Origin of the sequence: Pseudoalteromonas sp. SWYJ118 (genome assembly GCF_015864505.1) — a bacterium.
Classification (GTDB): Bacteria; Pseudomonadota; Gammaproteobacteria; order Enterobacterales; family Alteromonadaceae; genus Pseudoalteromonas; species Pseudoalteromonas arctica.
The window spans coordinates 17,819-39,955 of sequence record NZ_JADYXC010000016.1; the positions used below are offsets into that span (position 1 = coordinate 17,819).

Below are 22,137 nucleotides of genomic sequence, written 5' to 3' on the forward strand. Positions count from 1 at the left end.
GCATTTACTTTCTTTGGGCTTAAAAAGAGAATTATTTATGAAGCAGTTGGTTATAACTATTTTAGGGAAAGATCGCCCTGGTTTAGTAGAGAGCATCTCATCAGTCGTATTACAAAATCATGGCAACTGGCTTAGTAGTAACTTAAGCCATTTATTAGGTCATTTTGCAGGTATTATTCAACTTGAAGTTGCTGAGGAGCATTTTCAATCATTACAAAGTGCTTTAAATAAGTTACCTAAATTAGACGTTCGTATTGAAACCGGAAGCACAGAGATTGAACCATCAACACTAGAGCAAATTAATCTAGTTATAACAGGTAACGACCGTCCTGGTATTGTTCAAGAACTGGCAAGTGTAATACGTCATAAAGGCGCTAATATTACTCACTTAAATTCAAGACAACAAAGCGCACCTAATTGGGGAGTGCCTATTTTTAGCGCTGTTGCTACCGTTACTCTGCCAAATGGTATGGATAAAGACGAAGTTATTGAAGCATTGGAATCAATTACAAGTGATTTGATTGTAGATACGGAAGAAGTTTAACCTCCATTTATGCGTGCCATACAACTGACACGCATACCATTTTAGTCCATCAAAATGCTCTGCAGATTATTTAACGCAGACATAAAATAAGCCGATGCAAGCATCAGCTATTTTAAATAATCACCTTAAAGCTAATAAGAGCGAGATAAACTCAGTAATCCCGCTCTTTTATAAAGCTACATATCCATATGACGATTAGTACTTTGCATCATTTGCTTTATACCTTGCTTTTCAAGCTCTAGTATTTGTTGAAGCTTTTCTTGCCCACTTTCGGTTTCGGCGCGTTCAAGTAAGTATTCATATAACTCAATCACTTTTTGATGTTGCTGTGCTAAATACCCTTGAATGACTTCTTCATCGAATTGCTGATCTTTACTAATGTCTTCAAAAGTAATTAGCTCAGGATTTTTAGCAAAGTATTCATAACTGTACGTATCGAGCGTATTTATTTCGGTTATCGCTTTAAACCCGACTAAATCTTCGGCGAGTTTTTTTTCGTAATTTAGGTAGTAGTCCACCAGCATTGCATTATGTTCATCAAGTAAATCCTTTACGCTATAAAAATTAGCCGCCATTTGTGTATGAAACAAAACGGTCCAATCGTATACCTCTTTAATTGTTTTAACTTGCATGTGCATTCCTTACTTAGTTGACTGTATAGGTAATACACTGCGTAAAGCGTGCCAATTAAAAAGCTATTTAAAAACAGTTAGTTAATTTAAATATTAGTAATAACTAGCTATTTAATAGAACAACTTACAAATTATAGGTAATTTTTATAGAGCAATGCATGGGTAGTAACAGCATTGCTCTATAGTCTTGTTGTTTTATATTATTTAAGTCCTTGTTTGCGCCATAGTAGGTAAACCGCAGGAATAACAAGTAAGGTGAGTACAATTGCACTGCCCATACCGCCAACCATAGGCGCTGCTATTCGGCTCATTACTTCGCTTCCGGTGCCCGTGCCATAAAGTACAGGTAATAAACCGATAATAATTGTCGCGACAGTCATCATAACCGGGCGTACTCGAAGCCCTGCTCCTTCAATGATAGCTTGCTGTAATTGCACTAAGCTAAGCGGTTTTCCGGCTTGCTCTGCTTCGAGGCACTTTTCTTGATAGGCTTGGTTTAAATACACCAACATAATGACCCCTATTTCTACCGCAACACCGGCTAAGGCAATAAAGCCTACACCTACTGCAACTGAAAAGTTAAAGCCCTCTAAATACATTAGCCATACGCCACCAATCATTGCCAGTGGCAACGTAGCCATAATAATAGTGACCTCAGCAAAGCTTCTAAAATTAAGGTAAAGCAATACAATAATAATCGCTAATGTAAGTGGTAATACATAAGTCAGTTTTTCTTTAGCGCGCTGCATGTATTCATACTGCCCAGCCCACGTAATTGAGTAGCCAGCAGGTAGTATTAGGTCTTTATCGAGCACTTGCTGAGCGTGCTCAACGTAAGTACCAATATCAACGCCATCTATATCAATAAAACTCCAACCGTTTAAACGTGCATTTTCGCTTTTTATACCAGGCGGTCCATCTTCAATAAATACATCGGCTACATCACCAAGTGCTATACGCTGCCCTGTAGGAGTTACAATAGGTAACAGCATTAACTCTTCTGGCGAGTCTCTGTATGCTTGCGGATAACGTAAATTAACAGGATAACGCTCTTGCCCTTCTACCGTTTGTGTTACGTTTGTACCACCTATTGCAGTAGATACAACTTGCTGTACGTCGCTAATGTTTAAGCTATAACGCGCGGCTTTTTCACGATTTATATCTACTTTTATATAACGTCCACCGGCTACTCGCTCTGAGTAAACCGATGCGGTGCCTTGCACATCTTTTAATAGCACTTCTATTTGCTGACCAATTTTTTGAATTTCACTCAACTTTGGTCCCGCAACTTTAATGCCCACGGGAGTTTTAATACCGGTTGCGAGCATATCAATGCGTGTTTTAATTGGCATTACCCACGCATTAGTTAGCCCCGGAAACTTAACCAAACCGTCGAGTTCTTTTTTAAGTTTTTCAAGAGTCATACCCTCGCGCCATTCGTCTTTTGGTTTTAACTGAATAAACGTCTCTATCATTGTAAGCGGCGCAGGATCTGTTGCAGTTTCTGCTCGCCCAACTTTACCAAATACTGTTTTAACCTCGGGTACTGTGGCAATTAATTTGTCGGTTTGCTGTAGTATTTCGCGCGCTTTACCTACCGATAAACCAGGATACGTTGTGGGCATATACATTAAGTCGCCCTCATCAAGTGGCGGAATAAATTCACTGCCTATTTTGTTTACTGGATAAAAGCCAATAACAGAAACAACCACCGCGAGTACCAATGTCATTTTTGGAAATTTAAGCACCCAGTTAAGTAGTGGTCGATACGCTGCGACGAGTAATCGGTTAACTGGATTTTTTTGCTCCGAAATAACTTTACCTCTAATAAAGTAACCCATCAATACCGGCACTAAGGTAATCGCAAGCCCAGCAGACGCTGCCATAGCATAGGTTTTAGTGTAAGCCAGTGGCGCAAACATACGTCCTTCTTGCGCTTCTAAAATAAATACCGGCATAAAGCTGACGGTAATAATTAATAAACTAAAAAATAATGCAGGACCCACTTCACTCGCCGATTTAGCCACAACTTCCCAGCGGTTTTCGTTGGTAAGGGGCGTTTTTTCCATATGTTTATGCATATTTTCAATCATGACGATAGCACCGTCAGTCATTGCCCCTATGGCTATTGCAATTCCTCCTAAAGACATAATATTGGCGTTAATCCCCTGCCAATACATAATTATAAATGCCGTTAAAATCCCAAGCGGTAACGTAATAATCGCCACCAGCGATGAGCGCACATGAAACAAAAACACCACACACACTAAGGCAACTACAATAAGCTCTTCAATTAGCTTACTTGTTAAATTATCTACCGCGTTATTTATTAAGTTGGAGCGATCGTACACAGGGACTATTTCAACACCCTCTGGCAATCCCTTTTTAAGCGATTCTAATTTTGCTTTTACGAGCTCAATGGTTTTTTGTGCATTTTCGCCATAGCGCATAATAACAATGCCGCCGGTTACCTCACCTTCGCCATTTAGCTCTGCTACACCACGGCGCATTTGCGGTCCAACTCGAATATCAGCTACATCACGCAATTGCAGCGCAGTACCATTAGCGTTTACGCCAAGCGGAATGGCTTCCAAGTCGGCAACACTCTTAATGTAGCCGGTGCTTGTTACCATGTATTCTGCTTCAGCCATTTCAACTACTGAGGCGCCCATCTCTTGGTTGCCTTGTTGAATAGCGGTTTGAATGAGGCTAAGCGGAATACCATATGCGCGTAATTTATCGGGCTCTACATTGACTTGGTATTGCTTAACCATGCCACCAACAGCAGCCACTTCAGATACACCGGGCACAGTTTGTAGCTCAAACTTTAAAAACCAATCTTGTAAGCTTCGTAGCTGACTAATATCGTGTTTATTTGTTTTATCAACGAGTGCGTATAAATAAATCCAACCTACGCCGGTTGCATCAGGGCCAAGCTCTGGCGTAGCGCTATCGGGTAATCTACTCGCTACTTGGCTTAGGTATTCTTGTACTCGGCTACGCGCCCAATACAAATCGGTTTTTTCGTCAAAAATAACGTAAACGTACGAGTCTCCAAAAAACGAAAAACCCCTTACAGTTTGCGCACCCGGCACAGAAAGCATTGCTGTGGTGAGCGGAAATGTAACTTGGTCTTGCACTACTTGCGGCGCTTGCCCCGGATAAGTGGTTTTTATAATGACCTGAACATCAGATAAGTCAGGCAAGGCATCCACGGGAGTATTTTTTACCGCAAACAATCCTCCACCCAGTAAAATTAATGTAAGCAACAACACAAAAAAGCGATTGCTAACAGACCAGCGAATAATGGCAGTTATCATAATGGCTCCTAGTGAGAACTATGTTGCATAGTAGAATGATCAATCGGCTCTGCGTTTTGCGCTTTAGTAATTACAAATTCATCGTTAATAATGCTAAAAGTAAAATTAATATACTGGGCATTTTCAAACTGACTAATATCAATATCTGGCGCTAATACAAAGTCCATTGTGGCGGGTTCTCGATTCCATTTTTCAATGGCTTCTCGGCTAATATTAATAATGCGATTTTGTGTATCTATGGCATTAATAGTGCCGTTAATCGTGGCGTTTTGTGGCTGCATATCCATGTTCATATTCGAGCCTGAAACAGAACTCATACCTGAGCTAATACTAGAACTAGGCATTTCCATTCGTTTAAAGTCGGAGCTTTTACTCGATTCAGAGTCTATTAAAAATTGCGCTGAAGTAACTACCGTGTCACCTGTCATTACACCTGACAAAATGACCGCTTCATTACTATTAATTTGCCCAACTTCAACTTCTACCGATTTAAAACGCCCCTCACCTAATGCAATAACCACACGGTTTTGATGCTGCGTGCGGATTACCGCTTCTTTAGGGACTGTAAATTGCGCCTTACTCGCTTTAGCGTGAATGCTCACTTGTGCAAACATATTTGGTTTTAACCGATGATCTACATTTTCAAACCTAAGCCTTACACGCAGAGTCCGGTTTTTAGCATCAAGCGCGGGGTAAATATAATCAACCTTACCTTCCCACTTTTGACCTTTTAAGTAATCAAGCGTCATTGTAACGGGCAACCCAACACTCACTTGTTCTGATTGGCGCTCGAACACTTCCGCCTCTACCCAAATTTCATCAAGCTGGGCAATACTCATCATTGATGTGCCTGGTTTAACGTAAAAGCCCTCTCGTACTGTTAGCTCATCTACCACACCACTTTGCTTTGCGTAAAAAGTAATATTTTGCATTATCTTTTTATTTTTTTGTAAGCGCTCGATAAATCCATCAGACACATTTAACGACTCTAAACGCGCCTTTGCAGCGCGAATTAACACGGTATTATTACGATTAACTGCCAATAAAAGCTCTTCCTGTGCGTTCACCAATTGTGGTGAATACAATGTATATAAAGGCTCACCGGCTTTAACTTCTGCGCCTTGTGCTTTAACATATAAACTTTCAATCCAGCCTTCTACACGCGGATGAATGTGAATAAGTTGGTCTTGGTTATATTGCACATAACCCACAGTATTTATATCGCTGTGAAGTGTTTTAAGCTGCACTTTGGCAGTTCTTACACCAAAGTTATTAACTACTGCAGGCGAAATAGTTACAGCACCTGGTCCATCCTGAGCGTTGCTAGCGTTTTCATACACAGGTACTAAATCCATTCCCATTGGCGAAAGCCCTGGCGCGTCACGCCTGTAATTACTATCCATCGGGGCTACCCAATATAAGGGCTGTTTGTCAGCGCTTTGTTGTTCATTCATTGCCGAGTTGCTAGGTAAAAACTGCATTACTAAGCCGCCTATTAACCCAAAGGCGCCTGCGCCAACTAAGGCGGCAACAAGTAACTTTAAATTAGTATTCATTGTGTAATTCTCCAGTTTGCTCGCTCATTACTTGGGGGTCTAAGCTACTTGCATAATAATTAAGGCGGGCGGTAATAATATGTTGATCTACTTGAATATTAAGCGCATCAATTTTGGCGTTAAGTTCACTAATGCGCGCGCGCATCACGTCAGAAAAATCCCCGTCGTCGCGTGTATAAGCATTTAGTGTTGCCTGAGATTGCTCTGACATTTGCGGTAATAACGTATTTTGATAAAGCGCATCGCGTTTTTGCAAACGAGCGAGTTGGCTAAACTCCTTAAAGTACATGCCTTTGAGTTTTTGAAGCGCCACCAGCTTTTGTGTTTTAGTAGCTTCTGCACTAGCAATAGCCGATTTAACCTGTTGATCTTGTCTGTTATCAGTAAACAATGGCAAATCAATACTAAACCCTACAGAGAGTAAATCAGCTCGCGACTCACCCATCGGGGTATCATCTCGGTAACCATAACCCACATTAACGCCCACCTGAGGTTTGTAGCTTTGCTTAGCGAGTGCAACTTCGGTTTGCTTTGCCGTTACGGTTTTATCTATCGCAATAATTGCGGGATGCACCATAAGCAACTGTATTAGCTCATCAAATTCAAGGCTCGCAAAATCAACCAGCCCTGCGGTTTTAGTAAACTCAGTATTTAAAGGCTGCATAAGCATATTCATAGGTAACCACTGTGCTAAACGGTTTTTAGCACTTTCAAATTGCTGCTCAAGCATAACCAGCTTATCTTCAAGACGGGTGAGCTCTAATTGCGCACGAATAATATCTTGCTGACGTGTTTTACCTAAGGTGCTTGCGTAGCTTGCTTCGGTAATGTCAATAAGTTGAGTAAATAGCCCTTTATCTTGCTCAATTAAAGCAATACTTCGCTGAGCACGATACGCGTTTAACCACGACTCAATCACAATTGCTTTTACTTGTGCTAAGCGATCGGCACGCTGCCAAGGGTATTGTTGAGCAGACTGTGCTAATGCTTTTTGTTTAAGCGCTAAACTATTCCCTCGGCTAAACTTTTGGCTCAAATCAACTTTAAGCTGCGTCATCCCTTCTTGGTCAAACGCATAACCGTTAGTAGGTAAGTTGAGTAAGCCAACCGTTAAAACAGGATCGGGTAAGGTGCCTGCGGCAATGCTTTGCGCTATTGCTGCATCTTCTTGGTAGCCACTCGCTTTTAGCCATGGCTCATGCGTTAGCGCATAATTAAGCGCTTGCGTTAAGCTAAGCGTTTGCTCATTACTAGTTTGCTTTAGCATTTCGGTATTTAGGTTATTTTGCGCATTAACAGCTGTGCTAAATAACACAACACTACATAATACGACTTTAATACTTACAGCGTGGTTCATCACCTGCTCCATCTAAAAATAAAAGAAAATCTTAAATTAGGAAGCAAAAAAGGTGTTTAGGAGTTTTACAAAAACCTTTTATATCAATTGCATTGAATTAATGATCTATTATTGCGGTAGGGAAATAGCTCTATAAAAAGGAAAAAATTACGCAGTATAGTTGCTTTATATAAGTAATTTTTAACGCAGTTAGAGAGTTATTTAACTCGCTAGAATGAGCATGTTTTCAATAAAATTGATATTACACCTATCCTGCTATTAAGCAGACATAGGAGGGCGATAGAGTGAACGAGGTATATTAATTTGTGTAGTAAATACACGTACATTTACTTTTTCAGATTCAAGTAAAGTAACGCTAAATAAAGTATCAACATTAAGCATTGAGTTAGCAGCGCAGCCACTCATAGGGCATTTACAGTCATTTTGTGGCGTACTTTCGTCGTCGCAACAATCCATCTGCATCATATTTTCAGACATGCTATCGACAGCTGTTGCATCACTACTTTGTGTCATTGGCATTTGGGCATGCATTGCTGTTTTAGTTGGCATATGTGGCATTTCGCATACCATAGCTACAGACGCAACTGCCTGACCCACAAAAGTGAGCAGTAAAGTTATCATGAGTAAACTAGAGTAAAAACGTTGCAACATTATGCCTTTTAATAAACTTTAAAATGATTGTAAGGCAACCTAACGGCAACCACAAATACTTTAATTATGTAGACTGCGGTTTATCAGGTGTTTTAATTAAGTTACTCGCGATAATTGCAAATATACAATATGCGCTAAAATACCAAAACCCTTCACCAAATTGTGCATTCATAACAAGTAGCTCACCACTTTTACCATGGGCGTTACCTGCTAAGTAAGTCACTATTAATGCAATAACAAATACATCAACCATGCTCCACTTACTTAATGCACAAATAACCAGACCGAGCTTTTGCTTAAACCCATTCAAAGGTAGGCAACAATAAAGCAATTGTAATAATAGCTTTAAGCTTGGAATAACAATAGAAAACAACCCCACTAAAGCGGCTACAAATAAATTATTATTGCTAGCAAGCTCTTTAACTGTGCCTAAAATACTTTGTGTTTTGTTATAGGCGCTAATCTCACCTTCTAACTTATCAAGCCCTAGCATGTTCGAGAACATCATTAGCATACTGCGAGTTCGACCATCACCCTCTTCAGCCAGCATTTCAATACCCGCTTGCGCTAGTTTTGATTTATCTATGTTGCCCTCTATTGTTAATACTGGTTTTGTAATACCAGGAAACAATAAACAAAGAGCAACCACTACACTTATAACCGACAACCAATTACGCATATTTATTCTGCTATTGCCTCAATAATGTCGTCACTGTATAAAACAGCATCCAGTAAAAAATTAAATATATGCCCAACATGTTGTTCGGGATTTATTTTAGCTAGTTGAACCATCGCCTTATCAATATTATCTACTTCAAACTCTTTTATTAGCGATAAACACTCACCTAAAGTGCCTTTTTCAAGTAGTAACGCATCAGATATTGCAGCATCTAAAGTAAACTCTTTAACTATGTCTTTTAAATCGCCATCTAAAATGGCATCAAGCACAGAAAACAAACCCACTAGATAGCCTTGCTCAGTCAGTTCTTTATTATTTTGATCTAAAATAAGCGACATAAATTGTGCCCGAGTTAAAGCAAGCTTAGTTAATTCGGTTGGTTTTTCGACCCCCAACTCACTAATTGCTAATACGCGAACAAATTGTCTTATTGTGTCTTCACCTAAATAAATAACCGCTTGTGAAATAGAAGTAATAACTAAATTTGCTTTGCCTGAACGCGCGTTAGCCAGCTTTAAAACCCTGGCTGTTATAGCGACATCTCTGGCCACACGTTGGTGAACTTCTTTAAAGCAAAGTTTTTGTTTTGCTGTAAAACGCAATAGATCAAAAACAGTTAACTTTGAAGGCTCTACACCTTTATACGTAATCATTTCTGGGCGAGAAAAAAAGAACCCCTGAAATAAATCACAGCCTGCCAATTTTAATATATTAAATTGTTCATGCGTCTCTATTCGTTCAACAATTATTTTTGCATGTGGATTTGCGCGTTTTATTTTTTTAATGCGCATATTGGTTTTAATAACCGGATCATCTATCTCAATTTTTATGTAATCAACATGTGCTAATAGTGGCTCCCATTTTGGATCGCCATCGTAATCATCAAGTGCAAAAACATACCCTTCTTTTTTAAGTTCTTGCACACGCTCAGCAACCGCAGGAATATTACCCGTGCGCTCTACTATTTCAATAACACTATTTTCTGGCAATAAAAGTTTGGGAAAGTTATCGAGAATAGTTTCTGATGACAAGTTTATAAAAGCTAAATGATGCGCGGTAAGTCTATCTAAACCTACCAACATTAATGCATTAAAAAACAGGCGGCTTGTCGCATGCACATCAGAAGTGCCCACAGGAAACGCATTGTTGGCTGAGTCTCGATAAAGCAGTTCGTACGAGAAAACATTCTGGTCTATATCAAAAATAGGTTGCCGCGCGACAAACTGAGTTATTTTTTGTACCTCATCAGGTATGTTATTTAATTTCACTTGGCTCTAAACCTATAAATAAGAGATGGCAAAACAGCCAATAATATGTGTACTTTAATGCAACTCGCATAAGATAAACATAGTCGTCATTGCAAAAATGTTAAAATTACACAACACTAATATAAAAATATTAATATAAAAGGTGGAGATTTGGCTAACTTTATTCGGTTATTAGTACTGAGCCCTCTGCTATTTGTATTTTTTAGCTATGCCAGCATTAACCCTACTCCCCTCAAATACAATGTTAGCGCGTCAGGTAGTCATTATCCATATTATACAAATGATCCAGAAAAGCCTGGTGTATTACCCGAAATTATTGAAAAAGCACTCGATGATGCAAATATTGCAGCTTCTCATATCGACCTACCCACAAAGCGTATTACCAAATATTTACAAGATGAAATAATCGATTTTGATGTTATTTCATTAGAATGGCTTCCAAAGGATGAGAGAAATGACTCTCGTTATGTTTTTTCAGAGCCCCTTATTTATGCCACAGAAATGATTGTTACCTTGCCTCAAAATGCCCGGAACTGGCAAAGCGCTGATAGCTTAAAGGGCAAATATATAGGAACAGTACTAGGTTACTATTACTTTAACGATAACACCTTTGAGCGTGTTGACTTTCCATCCGAGAAAGAACTTATGACCGCTCTATCAAGAAACCGTGTAGAAGCAGCACTAGTAGGTAAGTTAACTGCGCTCTATTGGGCAAAGCAGTTAGGGATAAACATTGCCTTTGGCGCACAGCATTCCCATGGTTTTTTGAGAATTCGTTTATTGAGCAAACATAAAGGGTTATTGCCCCAAATAAACCTAGCAATTAAAAACCTTCACGCTCAAGGATATATAAAAAGTATTGAAGATAAGTATATGAGTAATATACCCACACAAAATTAAGGGACTAATGGCGCAGAGCTCGTGTTTTGGAGTATAATAGCAGCAAATGTTAACTCGACCAGAATCAGAAAGAGCCCCATGAGTATTGAAAAAGCCTTAATCGAACGTAGTAATAATCAATGTGAATTGTGTGCAGCCACCGAGAACTTATCTGTTTATGAAGTACCACCGGTAACTGAAACCCACTCAGATAAATGTATTTACACATGTCAAACATGTAAAGATCAAATCGAGAATAACAGCGAAATAACGCCTACACATTGGCACTGTTTAAACGATAGCATGTGGAGCCAAACTCCTGCAGTACAAGTTGTAGCTTACAGAATGCTTTCGCGTTTAGCGCCTGATAATGGCTGGGCACAAGATGCGCTAGACATGATTTACCTTGAAGAAGACACGCTAACCTGGGCTAAAAAAGCACTTGCCGAAGATGACGATTTAAAGCATGTAGATAGCAACGGTGTAGTACTTCAAGCAGGCGATACTGTTACCCTAATTAAAGACTTAGACGTTAAAGGCAGTAGCCTTACCGCTAAACGTGGAACAGCTGTTCGTAATATTGGCCTAACCAGCAACCCTGAACATATTGAAGGGCGAGTTGACGGCCAGCGCATTGTTATTTTAACTAAGTTTGTTAAAAAATAATCGTTTGTTTTTAATTATTAAAGGCGCTAATGCGCCTTTTTTTATGTTTAAAATAAGTTAAGGAATGATTAAGTAACTAGGTAATACACTAAGGACATGATATTGAGTAAGGATAACCAACATGGAAAAGCATCAAGCAGTATCTTCGCGTAAAAAGGCAGTTGCAGGGATTGGCTTATTGGCGCTTAGCGCTTTTGCAGTAACTGGCTGCGGTGAGCAAACTAAATCGACTGAAAACACAGAAATTGCAGAAGCAATAACCAGCCTAACTATCCAAGCTAGCTACAAAGATCGCAGTATGCTTCGCCCTGGCTCGCAATTAATAGTTACGCTTTCCAATGTATCTAAAATGGATGTAAAAGCCGATATAATCACACAAGAAGTGATTGATGTAACCCAAGCCCCGCCATTTACCGTTGAGCTAATTTATGATGCCAGCAAAATTAGCGATAAACATCGCTATAGCCTAAGCGCCAGAATTATAAATAAAGACAAAGTGCTTTACACAAGTACAACAAATCATGACCCGTTTGCAGAATCACAGTTAACTACCCCCTATAAAATTGAGCTTTCAAAAGTGTCGACTCAAAAACCCGATGTAACACTCACAAATACTTACTGGAAAGCAATAACAATAAATGCTCAAACTGTGAATGTTACAACTAAAGAACCATTCATTCAGTTCAATAAAGACCACCGCGTTAATGGCTTTTTAGGCTGTAATAATTTTAGCGGAAGCTATAGCACCGAGCAGCAAACAATTACACTTAGTCAGCTAGCAAGTACAAAAAAGATGTGCTCGGATAATATGAGCCAAGAAGCAGCTATGTCTGACGTACTTAGCAAAACTTCAAAGTGGGAAATAACAGGTGAATCACTAAAACTTAAAAACAGTCGCGGTAATACACTTGCTACTTTTAGTGCGGTTTATTTTAATTAATATTTAGCTCCCTTATATAAATATTACCTAACACATTCGTATTGATTTTAAATAAAATGCCCAGCAAAGCTGGGCATTTTATTATTCGTTATAAGCGCTATTTAAAATTACTCATCAACGAGTTGTTCACTTCGGTAAAAACCACTTGGCTCACTTAACAAACCAACAAGCTCAGGCATTATTGCATCCATTGTTTGCTTTAGCTTCCATGGAGGATTAATTACAATCATGCCCGATGCTGTCATACCGTGTACATCAGTATCGGCTTCAGTGCCTAATTCAAATAACTGAATGTTGCGCATTCCTGAATCAATTAAGCCCTGCTCCATATTATCAATACGCTCTCTGTCTACTACCGGATACCAAATCATGTAAGTACCTGTAGCAAAACGCTGATGAGCTTTAACTAAGGTTTTTACAACCGTTTCGTAGTCATCTTTAATTTCGTATGGAGGATCAATTAATACACACGCTCTGCGAGATGCTGGTGGTAACAAACCAACTAAACCTGCAAAACCATCCTCTCCACGTACACGAATAGATCGCTTACCTTGCATGTTTTCTTCAAGTAATAATAAATCGCGCGGGTGCAGTTCAAAAAACCAACCCTTATCTTGGCGGCGTAAGTAGTGCTCTGCAATTTTTGGTGAACCTGGATAAAACGCAAGTTCGTCAGTGTCGTTAAATGACTTAATTAATTCAATGTATTCATTAAGCTCAGCATGCTCACTTTTATGATGCCAAAGTTTTTCAATACCATCTTGATACTCTTGCGTTTTTTGCGCATCGGCAGCTGCAAGTTCAAAAAAGCCAGCACCTGAATGTGTGTCTATATAATCAAGCGGTTTATCTTTAATTGTTTGATAATTTAGCACTTGTGCCAGTACTAAGTGTTTAAGTACATCGGCAGGATTACCCGCATGAAATGAGTGTCTGTAACTAAGCATTATTTATTTTCGCCATACGCAATTTAATGTCGTAAGTGAACCATAAGCACTAGGCTTTGGCAACTTACACCAAGATAAGAGAGTGTTTAAGTGAACCATTTCTGAATGAAAAAGCCCATATGCTGAATTATCCCTTAACGCAAAAGAAAAATCAGCTAAAACCACCGTAAATGCTGGCAAATCAACACACTTTGCTTTACATTTGCATGACATTAATTACAGTTATATGAGCGCCTTTATGAATAACACTACTCTTCAACAACTCGAACAACTGATCGATTCTTTAATCGAACGTAATAACCAATTACAAACAGATGTTGTTACTTTAAAAGAACAGAACACTAAACTAAGCGATGACAACGAATTGCTACAACTTGAAGCTTTAGAAAATGAAGAAAAGCAAAAAGATGCCAGCACTACTTTATCTGGTCTTCTTGATAAGTTACAAAGCGCACAACAGGCTAGCTAATGTCTGAGCTGCAAAACCAGCGGGTCACTGTTGAGTTGCTAGGTAAAGAGCAGCAATTTGCTTGCCCTGAAGGGCAGGAAGATGCATTAATAGCAGCAGCTAAAAATCTAAATGACTTAGTTGAGCAAATGAAGCAACGCTCAACCGTTAGAAACGATCAAAAAGCCCTACTAATGGCAGCATTAAACTTAAGCCACGAATTGCTAGAAGCAAAAACACAGGCTACAGTTGAGCAACAGCATCAAGACCAAATGATTGATAAACTCAGTCAGCATTTGGCAAATGACCCTAAACACCAAAAATAAAAAGCGCATACTGCGCTTTTTGTTTATTATTAAAGTAATTAAGCACCAGCGTAGAGATAATAAATGAAGTTAAAACTTTCAAACATAGCCTCTTCATGTAAGCACTTACTATTAGCATGCACTTTATTATCAATAGTACCTAGCACCTATGCTGCCGTCACTTGGAATACAATAAACCCTCATATTCAGTTTTTAAAGCAACAAGACAAGCTTCGCTTTTACGACTCTAACCAAGTATTAATTGAAGGCGAAAAATGTGCCCTACTTGTTGATACGAGCGCCAATTTTGCCGCAGTTGAACAACTTGCTGAAGATTTAAAGAAACGCCTTAAAACACCTTTATGCTATTTAGTGGCTACCCACTACCATGACGATCACTTGCTAGGTATGGCGGTTATGCAAAATTTTTATCCTGATGCCAAGCTCATTGTTCATCAGCAGGTAAATAAAAATTTTAACCTTTATCAAACAGCATATACCGACAAGCTAGACACGTATGAAAAGAGCATTGAGCTGAGCTACCAACGATTAGCGAATGTGCCCAAAGAAGAGCAAGCTAAATGGCGAAATAAGTTAGAGCTTGCAAAAAAACGACTTTTTCGCTGGCAAGAATATCAACTTGGCGAACCAAAAATAATAATCGATAATCATAAAACTATCGACCTTGGTGGTTTTGAGATAACCATTGAGCCGCAGCAAGCCCATACTAACGGTGATTTAACTATTACTACTAATAATGGCAGTGTGCTGATTGGTGGCGATATCGTTGACTGGCTTCCTTACCCTGGACACGGTGAACTTAAAAGTTGGCAAACGTTGCTTAAGCAATATATTAACGACGAAAAGCTCACTATTATTTTACCTGGGCACGGCGGCACATTAACAAAAGAGCAGCTAAAACAGCCTCTATCATTTTTAACAGCCATAATAGAGCACGTTAAAAACAATAAAGATCAAAGTATTGAGCAGTTAATGCTATCGTTTCCTGAATCAGTTATTGAGCCTTATAAACAAGAAGCGCTTAATATAAAATCGAGTAACTTCTTTTTACAAGCTGGCCTAAATCGCGCAAAAAGCGCAGAATAACTCAACACAACGGATTGTGTTAAAATAATAAAAGGAATTTACAAAAGTGATCACTATGCGCAGTTTGGTTTTATGTTGTTTGGGTATTTTGTTATTTGGTTGTCAATCAACGGAGCAAGAACCACAAGAAGCTCCACAAATATTTACTCATTTTGAGCCTGACTATACTTATGATATTGACGAGGAAGTAGCTCAAACGCCCCAAGTTAGTGAGCACGTTACGCCACTTCAATTCAAAAAAACAATCGTAAAAAAGCGCCCACCAAAAACCACCGATCTGTGGGTGCATATAGCCAACAATCTACACTTTACGGTTTATCAAAATCGCGCGTTAAAAAAGCGTATCAGCTGGTACGCAAAGCAACCTAACTACTTACAAACTGTGAGTAAACGCGCAGCGCCTTACCTGTATCATATCGTAAAAAAAATTGAGCAAAAGCAACTACCTATGGAGCTCGCTTTACTACCATTTGTAGAAAGCGATTTTAGACCAACGATAGCCTCATCACAGCAAGCTGTTGGTGTTTGGCAGTTAGTTGGCGCAACAGCGCATCACTTTGGAGTTAAGTCAGACCAATGGTATGACGGGCGCCAAGACGTACTTGCTTCAACCGATGCAGCACTTGATTACTTAAGCTACTTACATAAACGCTTTGATGGTAATTGGCTACATGCTTTGGCTGCTTATAACAGCGGTGAGGGCCGCGTTAAACGCGCAATCGAAAAAAACAAAAAACGCGGTAAAAGCACCGATTACTGGTCACTCAGTCTGCCAAAAGAAACCGCCGACTACGTACCCAAGTTACTCGCTTTAAGCTATTTAGTTAAGCATCCACAAAAGGGCATTAAACGCCCAAAGCTTGCATATAAGCCATTTACAACACAGATGAATATAGGCCAGCAGTTCGACTTTTCAGTCATAGCTAAGCTCTCTGGTATAGGTTCAAAGCAGTTACACGCGATTAATCAGGGATATTTAAAAAATCAAAGCTCACCTAACGGGCCGCATACTTTACTGCTTCCTATAGGACAGGAGGCTTTATTAAAAAGTCAGTTTTTTAAATCAAACTTTGCTGGAGAGTACATCGTTAAACAAAACGACACGCTTTACGGTATTGCTGGACGTTTTAGTATGTCGGTAAAAGCTTTAAAACAACTTAATAACAAAAATAATAATTTAATAGGCGTTGGAGAAAAGTTATTAGTTGGACAACCTAAAACCCTGCCAAGCACATTAACTGTTGATTACAAAATCAGCCCTTATTTAGAACACCAAGAGATTGCGATTCCCACCATTGAAATAGATTACGAAGTTAAGTCGGGCGATAGCCTTTGGAGTATAAGTCAGCTTTACGATGTACCTCATAGCGACTTGGCAAAATGGAACAAACTCTCTGCATCAAGTATTTTAAAGCCTGGCACTCAATTAGTACTGTTTATACCACAAGCTGAAAAGCAAAAAGCAGCCCCAACAAAAAAAGATTTTCTGCTAAATTTACAAAAAACACTAAATCAGCCACGTTAAGTTTATAAACAAGTATATTTCGCGTAAAATTGCGCCCTAACATAGTTATTATTTGAAGAGACAAGCATGCAAATTAGCAAAAATTCAGCAGTTGAATTTCATTACACCCTTAGCGAAGCGGGCGAGCAAATTGAAAGTAGCACAAACGAAGCGCCACTTACTTACATTCATGGCAGCGAAGGCATGCTTCCTGGTTTAAAAAAAGCACTTGAAGGCAAAGAAGCTGGCGAAAAATTTAGTGTAACTCTAGAGCCAAGTGAATCATACGGCGAGCGTGTTGATGACTTAATTCAGCGTATCCCGCTTAAGCATCTACAAGGTGATGTTAAAGTATGGAAACCTGGTATGACAGCAATGGTTAGCTCTAACCAAGGTCGTCATCAGGTTACTATTGTTAAGGTTGGTCGTTTTAACGCTGATTGTGATTTAAACCACCCATTTGCTGGTAAAACGCTAACGTTTGACGTTGAAGTTATATCAGTACGCGAAGCGACAAGTGAAGAAGTTTCTCACGGACACGTGCACGCTGAAGGCGGCTGTGGTCACTCTCACTAGTTAGCAATAAAGGAAGTAAGTATGTCTAAAGTTGCAGTAGTTACAGGTGGTACAAAAGGTATTGGCTTAGCCGTAGTAAAGCGTTTGCTAAATAATGGCTATGAAGTACATAACCTTGATATAGAGCTGAGCGAAATCGGTATATTTCATCAGTGTGATGTAAGTGATGTATCGGCGGTAAAAAGCTGTATCAACGCTATCTGTGAACAAAGCAAACGTATTGATGTACTTGTTTCTAATGCTGGAAAACACTTAAGCGCAAATATAGAAAGCACCGACGAGCAAACTCTCGATGCACTTTTTGCGCTTAATGTTAAAGGCGCTTATGCCGCAATACAAAGCGTATTGCCAAGCATGAAAGCGCAAAATGGCGGTGCTATTATATTAGTCGCTTCCGATCAGGCAATTATAGGTAAGCAAAACTCTTTTGCGTATAACCTAACAAAACATGCCCTTGCCTCAATGGCTAAAACAACAGCGCTTGATTACGCGGGTTTTAATATTAGAGCAAATGCGGTATGCCCTGGCACAATAGAAACCCCGCTATTTCATAACGCGATAGATGCGTACTGCGCAAAAAGTGGCGCAAACAAAGCTGAAATAGTTGCCGAGGAAGCAAGTCTGCAACCGCTTAACCGATTAGGTCAAGCCGACGAGGTTGCCGCCCTTGTGAGCTTTTTAGCAAGCGACGATGCCAGCTTTATTACTGGCAGCCTACAAAGTATTGATGGTGGTTACACAGCGCAATGAATACTGCCCAATGAGTAATCTGCAATGAGCCTAAAAATTATTGACCCACACGTACACTTTTTTAATTTAGTAGAAGGTCAATACTCATGGCTACAAGGTGCTAACCCACCAGCGTGGCCTAACCTAGAAAAAATTAAACAACCAGTAAGTGCACAGCAACTTGTTAAAAGTACTGACTTTGAGCTAGTAGGGCTTGTTCATATAGAAGCCGGATTCGATAACACCTCCCCTATTAACGAGCTAAACTGGCTAGACTCGCATTTAAAAGGTATTCCATTTAAAGCCATTAGCTACAACCAAATTGACTCATCGGCTGATGAGTTTATAAACTCGTTAGAAGCTTTAGCCCATCTGAGTTTGTGTGGCATTAGAGATATAACCGAAGGTACTGACGCAAAGCGTTTATTAGATGCTAATAGTTTTAAAAACCTAACAATATTATCAGATACCCAACTGCATTTTGAAGCTCAGTTTGATATTGAAAATAGCGAAATAACCAAACGAGTGGCTTACTACGCTAAGCAGCTACCGCAGCTTCAAATTATAATTAATCATGCAGGGTTGCCAAGTAATTTAAATGATTGGCGACAAGGTGTTGAGTTACTTGCTCAGCATGACAACATAGCAATTAAATTCTCTGGTTTTGAATTACTTAGGCTCACCAGTGAGCAACAAGCCGCGTGTTTTAATTTTCTTTTTAATCACTTTGGCCAGCAGCGTATTATGTTTGCTAGCAACTTCCCTGTGTGCCAAATAAATACAAGCTACAACAACCTATGGCACTGCCATAAGGCGCTATGCTCAAACGATAAGACATGGCATGACCTTAGCTATGCAAACGCTAAGCACTACTACCAAGTGTAAGTAAAACTAGTTATATTAAACTCTCTTTTTATGATAATACGGCCAATTTATGAAAATGTACTTTTTACTAATCGTTGTATTTTCAGCGCTTTTTCTCAATGGCTGCATATCTCAAAATCCAGACCCGACACCTAAGCTGCAACATGCTCTACTGGCAAAGCCAAATAAAACAGCGGTTAGCAAAGCAATTAAAACACTTGTACATATGCAAGAGACTCAATTAGCTGATGATGTATTTACTACCAGCAGCACAGTAACCCTTAGCAATGTAGATGGTAATAATATTATCGACACGCAAAGTCGCAATACACCCGATCAGTTTGAATTGATGATTAAAGGCAAGCAATGCTATATACGCCACCTTGATAGTAAAGCAACTATTGAACTTAAAGACGTGGAATGTAAAATCAACGAGTTATAACAAGCTTTACCTCCCCCCAAACGAGTAAAAGCCGGTAAGTGACTAATCACTTACCGGCTTTTTAATGTATAACCTAAAGTTAGGTTAAAAGGCTATTATTTTATTTCTACGCGTTGAGAACGCATAACAATCTCATCGTTTAATTCAATACCTAACCCAGGCTCTTCTGATACTTCAAAGAAACCATTTTTAGGCTGTGGGTCTTGTAAACATAACTCGCGGTTCCACTTTTTAATCGCATAAGTATGGTGCTCATGAATCAAAAAGTTAGGGATAGCCGTTTCTAAGTGCAGTGATGCTGCCGTTGCAACAGGCCCGCCACATACGTGAGCTTGAATACGCACATCAAAAATATCAGCGTAATCACACACTTTTTTGGTTTCGGTAAAACCACCACATAAACCAATATCAGGTTGTAGAACATCAATACTTTGATCTTCTAAGTACGGGCGCACACCCCAGCGATTATACAAACGTTCACCACCAGCAATTGGCACATTAACTTTATCTGCTACTTTTGCATGTAATGAATGGTTTAAATAGTTAACTGGCTCTTCAAAGTACATACAGTCAAATTCTTCTGCAATTTCACCCAACTGAATGGCGGTTGTAACACCCGGTAAACTGTGGCATTCAAAAATAATATCTACTTCGTCGCCTACTGCTTCGCGAATAGCTTGCATACGCGCACGGTATAGCTTCATTTCAGTACGTGAGATTATTTTTGTACGGTCGTAATAAGTATTGCCGTCTTTATCGTACTGAATTGGATCTACTTTTACTGCATCGTAACCTTCGGCCATCGCCTTTAAAGCCGCTTCTGCATATTCTTGCGGCTGTACTAGCGCTTTAAATTCGCTATCCCAGTCAAACTGTAATTGCGATGCGTAGGTGCGTAATTTATCGTTAACTTTACCACCCAGTAATTGGTATACAGGCAAACCAAGCGCTTTACCTTTAATATCCCAAAGCGCGGTATCTATAGCACTCATGGCTGCGTATACAACAGGTCCGCCGCCTAAGCCCCAAAAGCTCTCACGTAGCATACGTGACCATAATTTTTCTGTTTGAAATGGGTCGTGACCAATTAAAAAGGCATCGGCCATTTCTTTAATCATTGCAGCAGCAGCACTATGGCCTAAATCGTAAGCAAGGCCTGCTTCGCCAACACCACTAATGCCTTCATCAGTATGAATACGTACAAACACAGGCGTCCAAGAAGGTCTATCAGGACAGTGAATATCAAATACTTCAACGCGATTTACTTTCATTAAAATTCCTTATTAACCGCTATGGGTTATTTTGCAAAACTAGGGTCAAGTCGATACGCTTTACGTAACATAGCAGGCCACGCAAGTTGCCCGCCAGTGCTACCACTGTGTACTACGTTTGCTTGATTATAAATATTGTCGATTATAGGTTGCGGCACTTCAATAACCTCTTGCGAGCTTGATTGTAGCGCTAATTGTATTTCGCACGCGCGTTGTAAATCATAAAAACGCATAAACGCATCACCCACAGTTGGGCCTACTGTTAAGCCACCGTGGTTTACCAATAACATATGGTTAGTGCTGCCCAAATCGTCTTGCAGTACTTTTCTCTCATCGTCATTTACCGCAAGCCCTTCGTAGCCATGGTAAGAAAGCGATGGCAGTGAAAACATTGAATACTGGCTAAGCGGTAATAAACCATTTTTTTGTGTAGCGACTGCGATTGTTTCTTTAGTATGAAGGTGAATAACACAATGAGCGTCTTCGCGTACCTCATGAATCGCACTGTGGATAGTAAAACCAGCAGGATTAATACTAAATGGCGTATCGTCAATAATGTTACCGGCTAAGTCGACCTTTACTAAATTAGACGCAGTTACTTCATCAAAGGTTAAACTAAAGGCATTCACTAAGTAATGATCGGTGCCAGGCAAACGTGCTGATAAATGCGTATAGATCAAATCCCCCCAACGAAAGTGCTCTACCAGTCTGTAACACGCAGCTAAATCAATACGCAGTTGCCACTCTTGTGCCGATACTTTATTTTTTAAATCGAGTTGGGGTAAATCAAACATAATAAGCCTTTTAAAAACGTACATTATTAACCTGTACGAACAGATGTTTAGAAGTCTAAAGCAGTCTCTATTTTATAGCAAACACCAAACAAAACAGCCACACTATTGTGTGGCTGTTTGTAAAACTAAAATACCAATTGTATTAAAATGGTATAACTGCGTAAATTATTTTACGTTAGCTAGGTAATCTGCAATTGCTTCAAACTCTTCATCAGTTACCGTTGCAACCATTGCTTTCATAGCCATGGTCATACCGTTATTACGTGCACCTGATTTGATGTCTTTCATTTGCGCTACTAAGTAGTCTTTGTTTTGACCGTTTAGTTTAGGGTACATACCCATAATTGGTGCTTTACCTTCAGCGCCATGACAAGTTTGACAATTTTTAGCGGTATAGAGTGCAGCGCCATCGGCAGCAGCTGCATTAAACGAGAAGCTTGCGGCTAAAGTAATGCCCGCGCCTAATAGTAGTGTTTTCATCTTGCTCATTGTATTTACTCTTCTTTTTTGACGGTTAGAAAAACTGTTCTATTGATTGTAGTAAACAATCAAATAAAAAGCATACGTACGAAACGACGCTAGACGATCAACTTAACCAAAAACCGCTAACTCGTTTCTGTCTCACTTTTATATACTTTAGCAAATAAAAATGAGCTTA

The 22,137-nt window shown here is 39.5% G+C and carries 23 protein-coding genes; 12 read left to right on the forward strand and 11 right to left on the reverse strand.

Going from position 1 to position 22,137, the window contains the following annotated elements; all coding sequences use genetic code 11:
• Window positions 1-37 precede the first annotated feature (37 nt).
• Window positions 38-544, forward strand: a complete 507-nt coding sequence (locus I6F48_RS14420) for a glycine cleavage system protein R (protein WP_197119705.1) — start codon at window positions 38-40, stop codon at window positions 542-544.
• A 176-nt stretch (window positions 545-720) separates the two neighbouring features.
• Here I6F48_RS14420 and I6F48_RS14425 read toward each other — a convergent pair whose 3' ends face one another.
• From I6F48_RS14425 to I6F48_RS14455, 7 genes are all read right to left on the reverse strand, one after another.
• Entirely contained in the window at window positions 721-1,176 is a 456-nt protein-coding gene (locus tag I6F48_RS14425; RefSeq protein ID WP_007586459.1) for a hypothetical protein, read from the reverse strand.
• Between the two features lie 200 nt (window positions 1,177-1,376).
• Entirely contained in the window at window positions 1,377-4,496 is a 3,120-nt protein-coding gene (locus tag I6F48_RS14430) for an efflux RND transporter permease subunit (protein WP_197119706.1), read from the reverse strand.
• An 8-nt stretch (window positions 4,497-4,504) separates the two neighbouring features.
• Entirely contained in the window at window positions 4,505-6,052 is a 1,548-nt protein-coding gene (locus I6F48_RS14435) for an efflux RND transporter periplasmic adaptor subunit (RefSeq protein WP_197119707.1), read from the reverse strand.
• On the reverse strand, window positions 6,042-7,409 hold the full coding sequence (locus tag I6F48_RS14440) for a TolC family protein (RefSeq protein ID WP_197119708.1): 1,368 nt from the start codon (window positions 7,407-7,409) through the stop codon (window positions 6,042-6,044). Before I6F48_RS14440 ends, I6F48_RS14435 begins: the two co-directional genes overlap by 11 nt.
• A 258-nt stretch (window positions 7,410-7,667) precedes the next feature.
• The gene (locus I6F48_RS14445) at window positions 7,668-8,030 is read right to left on the reverse strand and encodes a hypothetical protein (RefSeq protein ID WP_231615241.1); all 363 of its coding nucleotides are present in this window, start codon (window positions 8,028-8,030) and stop codon (window positions 7,668-7,670) included.
• Window positions 8,031-8,124: 94 nt separating this feature from the next.
• Complete coding sequence (locus I6F48_RS14450; protein WP_010554372.1) at window positions 8,125-8,739, reverse strand: paraquat-inducible protein A; 615 nt, start codon at window positions 8,737-8,739, stop codon at window positions 8,125-8,127.
• Between the two features lie 2 nt (window positions 8,740-8,741).
• Complete coding sequence (locus I6F48_RS14455; protein WP_197119709.1) at window positions 8,742-10,007, reverse strand: EAL and HDOD domain-containing protein; 1,266 nt, start codon at window positions 10,005-10,007, stop codon at window positions 8,742-8,744.
• Window positions 10,008-10,157: 150 nt separating this feature from the next.
• Between I6F48_RS14455 and I6F48_RS14460 the strand changes: the two genes are divergently transcribed.
• The 3 genes from I6F48_RS14460 (at window position 10,158) to I6F48_RS14470 (ending at window position 12,492) form a co-directional block, all read left to right on the forward strand.
• Entirely contained in the window at window positions 10,158-10,907 is a 750-nt protein-coding gene (locus tag I6F48_RS14460) for a substrate-binding periplasmic protein (RefSeq protein WP_197119710.1), read from the forward strand.
• A gap of 78 nt (window positions 10,908-10,985) precedes the next feature.
• A complete protein-coding gene (locus tag I6F48_RS14465; RefSeq protein ID WP_007586451.1) occupies window positions 10,986-11,552 on the forward strand; it encodes a PhnA domain-containing protein in 567 nt (188 codons plus the stop codon).
• Window positions 11,553-11,673: 121 nt separating this feature from the next.
• Window positions 11,674-12,492, forward strand: coding sequence for an META domain-containing protein (locus I6F48_RS14470; protein WP_101164326.1), 819 nt, complete (start codon window positions 11,674-11,676; stop codon window positions 12,490-12,492).
• A 107-nt stretch (window positions 12,493-12,599) separates the two neighbouring features.
• On the opposite strand, the gene I6F48_RS14475 is transcribed toward I6F48_RS14470, so the two are convergent.
• A complete protein-coding gene (locus tag I6F48_RS14475; protein ID WP_121953748.1) occupies window positions 12,600-13,439 on the reverse strand; it encodes a 23S rRNA (adenine(2030)-N(6))-methyltransferase RlmJ in 840 nt (279 codons plus the stop codon).
• Window positions 13,440-13,677: 238 nt separating this feature from the next.
• Between I6F48_RS14475 and I6F48_RS14480 the strand changes: the two genes are divergently transcribed.
• The 8 genes from I6F48_RS14480 (at window position 13,678) to I6F48_RS14515 (ending at window position 19,414) form a co-directional block, all read left to right on the forward strand.
• The gene (locus I6F48_RS14480; RefSeq protein ID WP_007586448.1) at window positions 13,678-13,908 is read left to right on the forward strand and encodes a hypothetical protein; all 231 of its coding nucleotides are present in this window, start codon (window positions 13,678-13,680) and stop codon (window positions 13,906-13,908) included.
• Window positions 13,908-14,213, forward strand: coding sequence for a cell division protein ZapA (locus I6F48_RS14485; protein ID WP_007586447.1), 306 nt, complete (start codon window positions 13,908-13,910; stop codon window positions 14,211-14,213). Before I6F48_RS14480 ends, I6F48_RS14485 begins: the two co-directional genes overlap by 1 nt.
• Before the next feature lie 63 nt (window positions 14,214-14,276).
• The gene (locus I6F48_RS14490) at window positions 14,277-15,299 is read left to right on the forward strand and encodes an MBL fold metallo-hydrolase (RefSeq protein WP_197119711.1); all 1,023 of its coding nucleotides are present in this window, start codon (window positions 14,277-14,279) and stop codon (window positions 15,297-15,299) included.
• Window positions 15,300-15,354: 55 nt separating this feature from the next.
• Window positions 15,355-16,824: a LysM peptidoglycan-binding domain-containing protein gene (locus tag I6F48_RS14495; protein ID WP_197119712.1), complete on the forward strand. Its 1,470-nt coding sequence runs from the start codon at window positions 15,355-15,357 to the stop codon at window positions 16,822-16,824.
• Window positions 16,825-16,890: 66 nt separating this feature from the next.
• Window positions 16,891-17,379 (forward strand): FKBP-type peptidyl-prolyl cis-trans isomerase, encoded by a 489-nt coding sequence (locus tag I6F48_RS14500; RefSeq protein WP_197119713.1) that lies wholly within the window; start codon window positions 16,891-16,893, stop codon window positions 17,377-17,379.
• Window positions 17,380-17,400: 21 nt separating this feature from the next.
• Complete coding sequence (locus I6F48_RS14505) at window positions 17,401-18,129, forward strand: SDR family NAD(P)-dependent oxidoreductase (RefSeq protein WP_007586438.1); 729 nt, start codon at window positions 17,401-17,403, stop codon at window positions 18,127-18,129.
• A gap of 24 nt (window positions 18,130-18,153) precedes the next feature.
• Window positions 18,154-18,993: an amidohydrolase family protein gene (locus tag I6F48_RS14510; RefSeq protein ID WP_197119714.1), complete on the forward strand. Its 840-nt coding sequence runs from the start codon at window positions 18,154-18,156 to the stop codon at window positions 18,991-18,993.
• A gap of 49 nt (window positions 18,994-19,042) precedes the next feature.
• Window positions 19,043-19,414 (forward strand): hypothetical protein, encoded by a 372-nt coding sequence (locus tag I6F48_RS14515; protein ID WP_165727109.1) that lies wholly within the window; start codon window positions 19,043-19,045, stop codon window positions 19,412-19,414.
• Between the two features lie 95 nt (window positions 19,415-19,509).
• On the opposite strand, the gene I6F48_RS14520 is transcribed toward I6F48_RS14515, so the two are convergent.
• From I6F48_RS14520 to I6F48_RS14530, 3 genes are all read right to left on the reverse strand, one after another.
• A complete protein-coding gene (locus I6F48_RS14520; protein WP_007375956.1) occupies window positions 19,510-20,685 on the reverse strand; it encodes a mandelate racemase/muconate lactonizing enzyme family protein in 1,176 nt (391 codons plus the stop codon).
• 26 nt (window positions 20,686-20,711) lie between these two features.
• The gene (locus tag I6F48_RS14525; RefSeq protein ID WP_165741163.1) at window positions 20,712-21,479 is read right to left on the reverse strand and encodes a class II aldolase/adducin family protein; all 768 of its coding nucleotides are present in this window, start codon (window positions 21,477-21,479) and stop codon (window positions 20,712-20,714) included.
• A gap of 165 nt (window positions 21,480-21,644) precedes the next feature.
• Window positions 21,645-21,968, reverse strand: coding sequence for a c-type cytochrome (locus I6F48_RS14530; RefSeq protein ID WP_002957866.1), 324 nt, complete (start codon window positions 21,966-21,968; stop codon window positions 21,645-21,647).
• Between the last annotated feature and the right edge of the window lie 169 nt (window positions 21,969-22,137).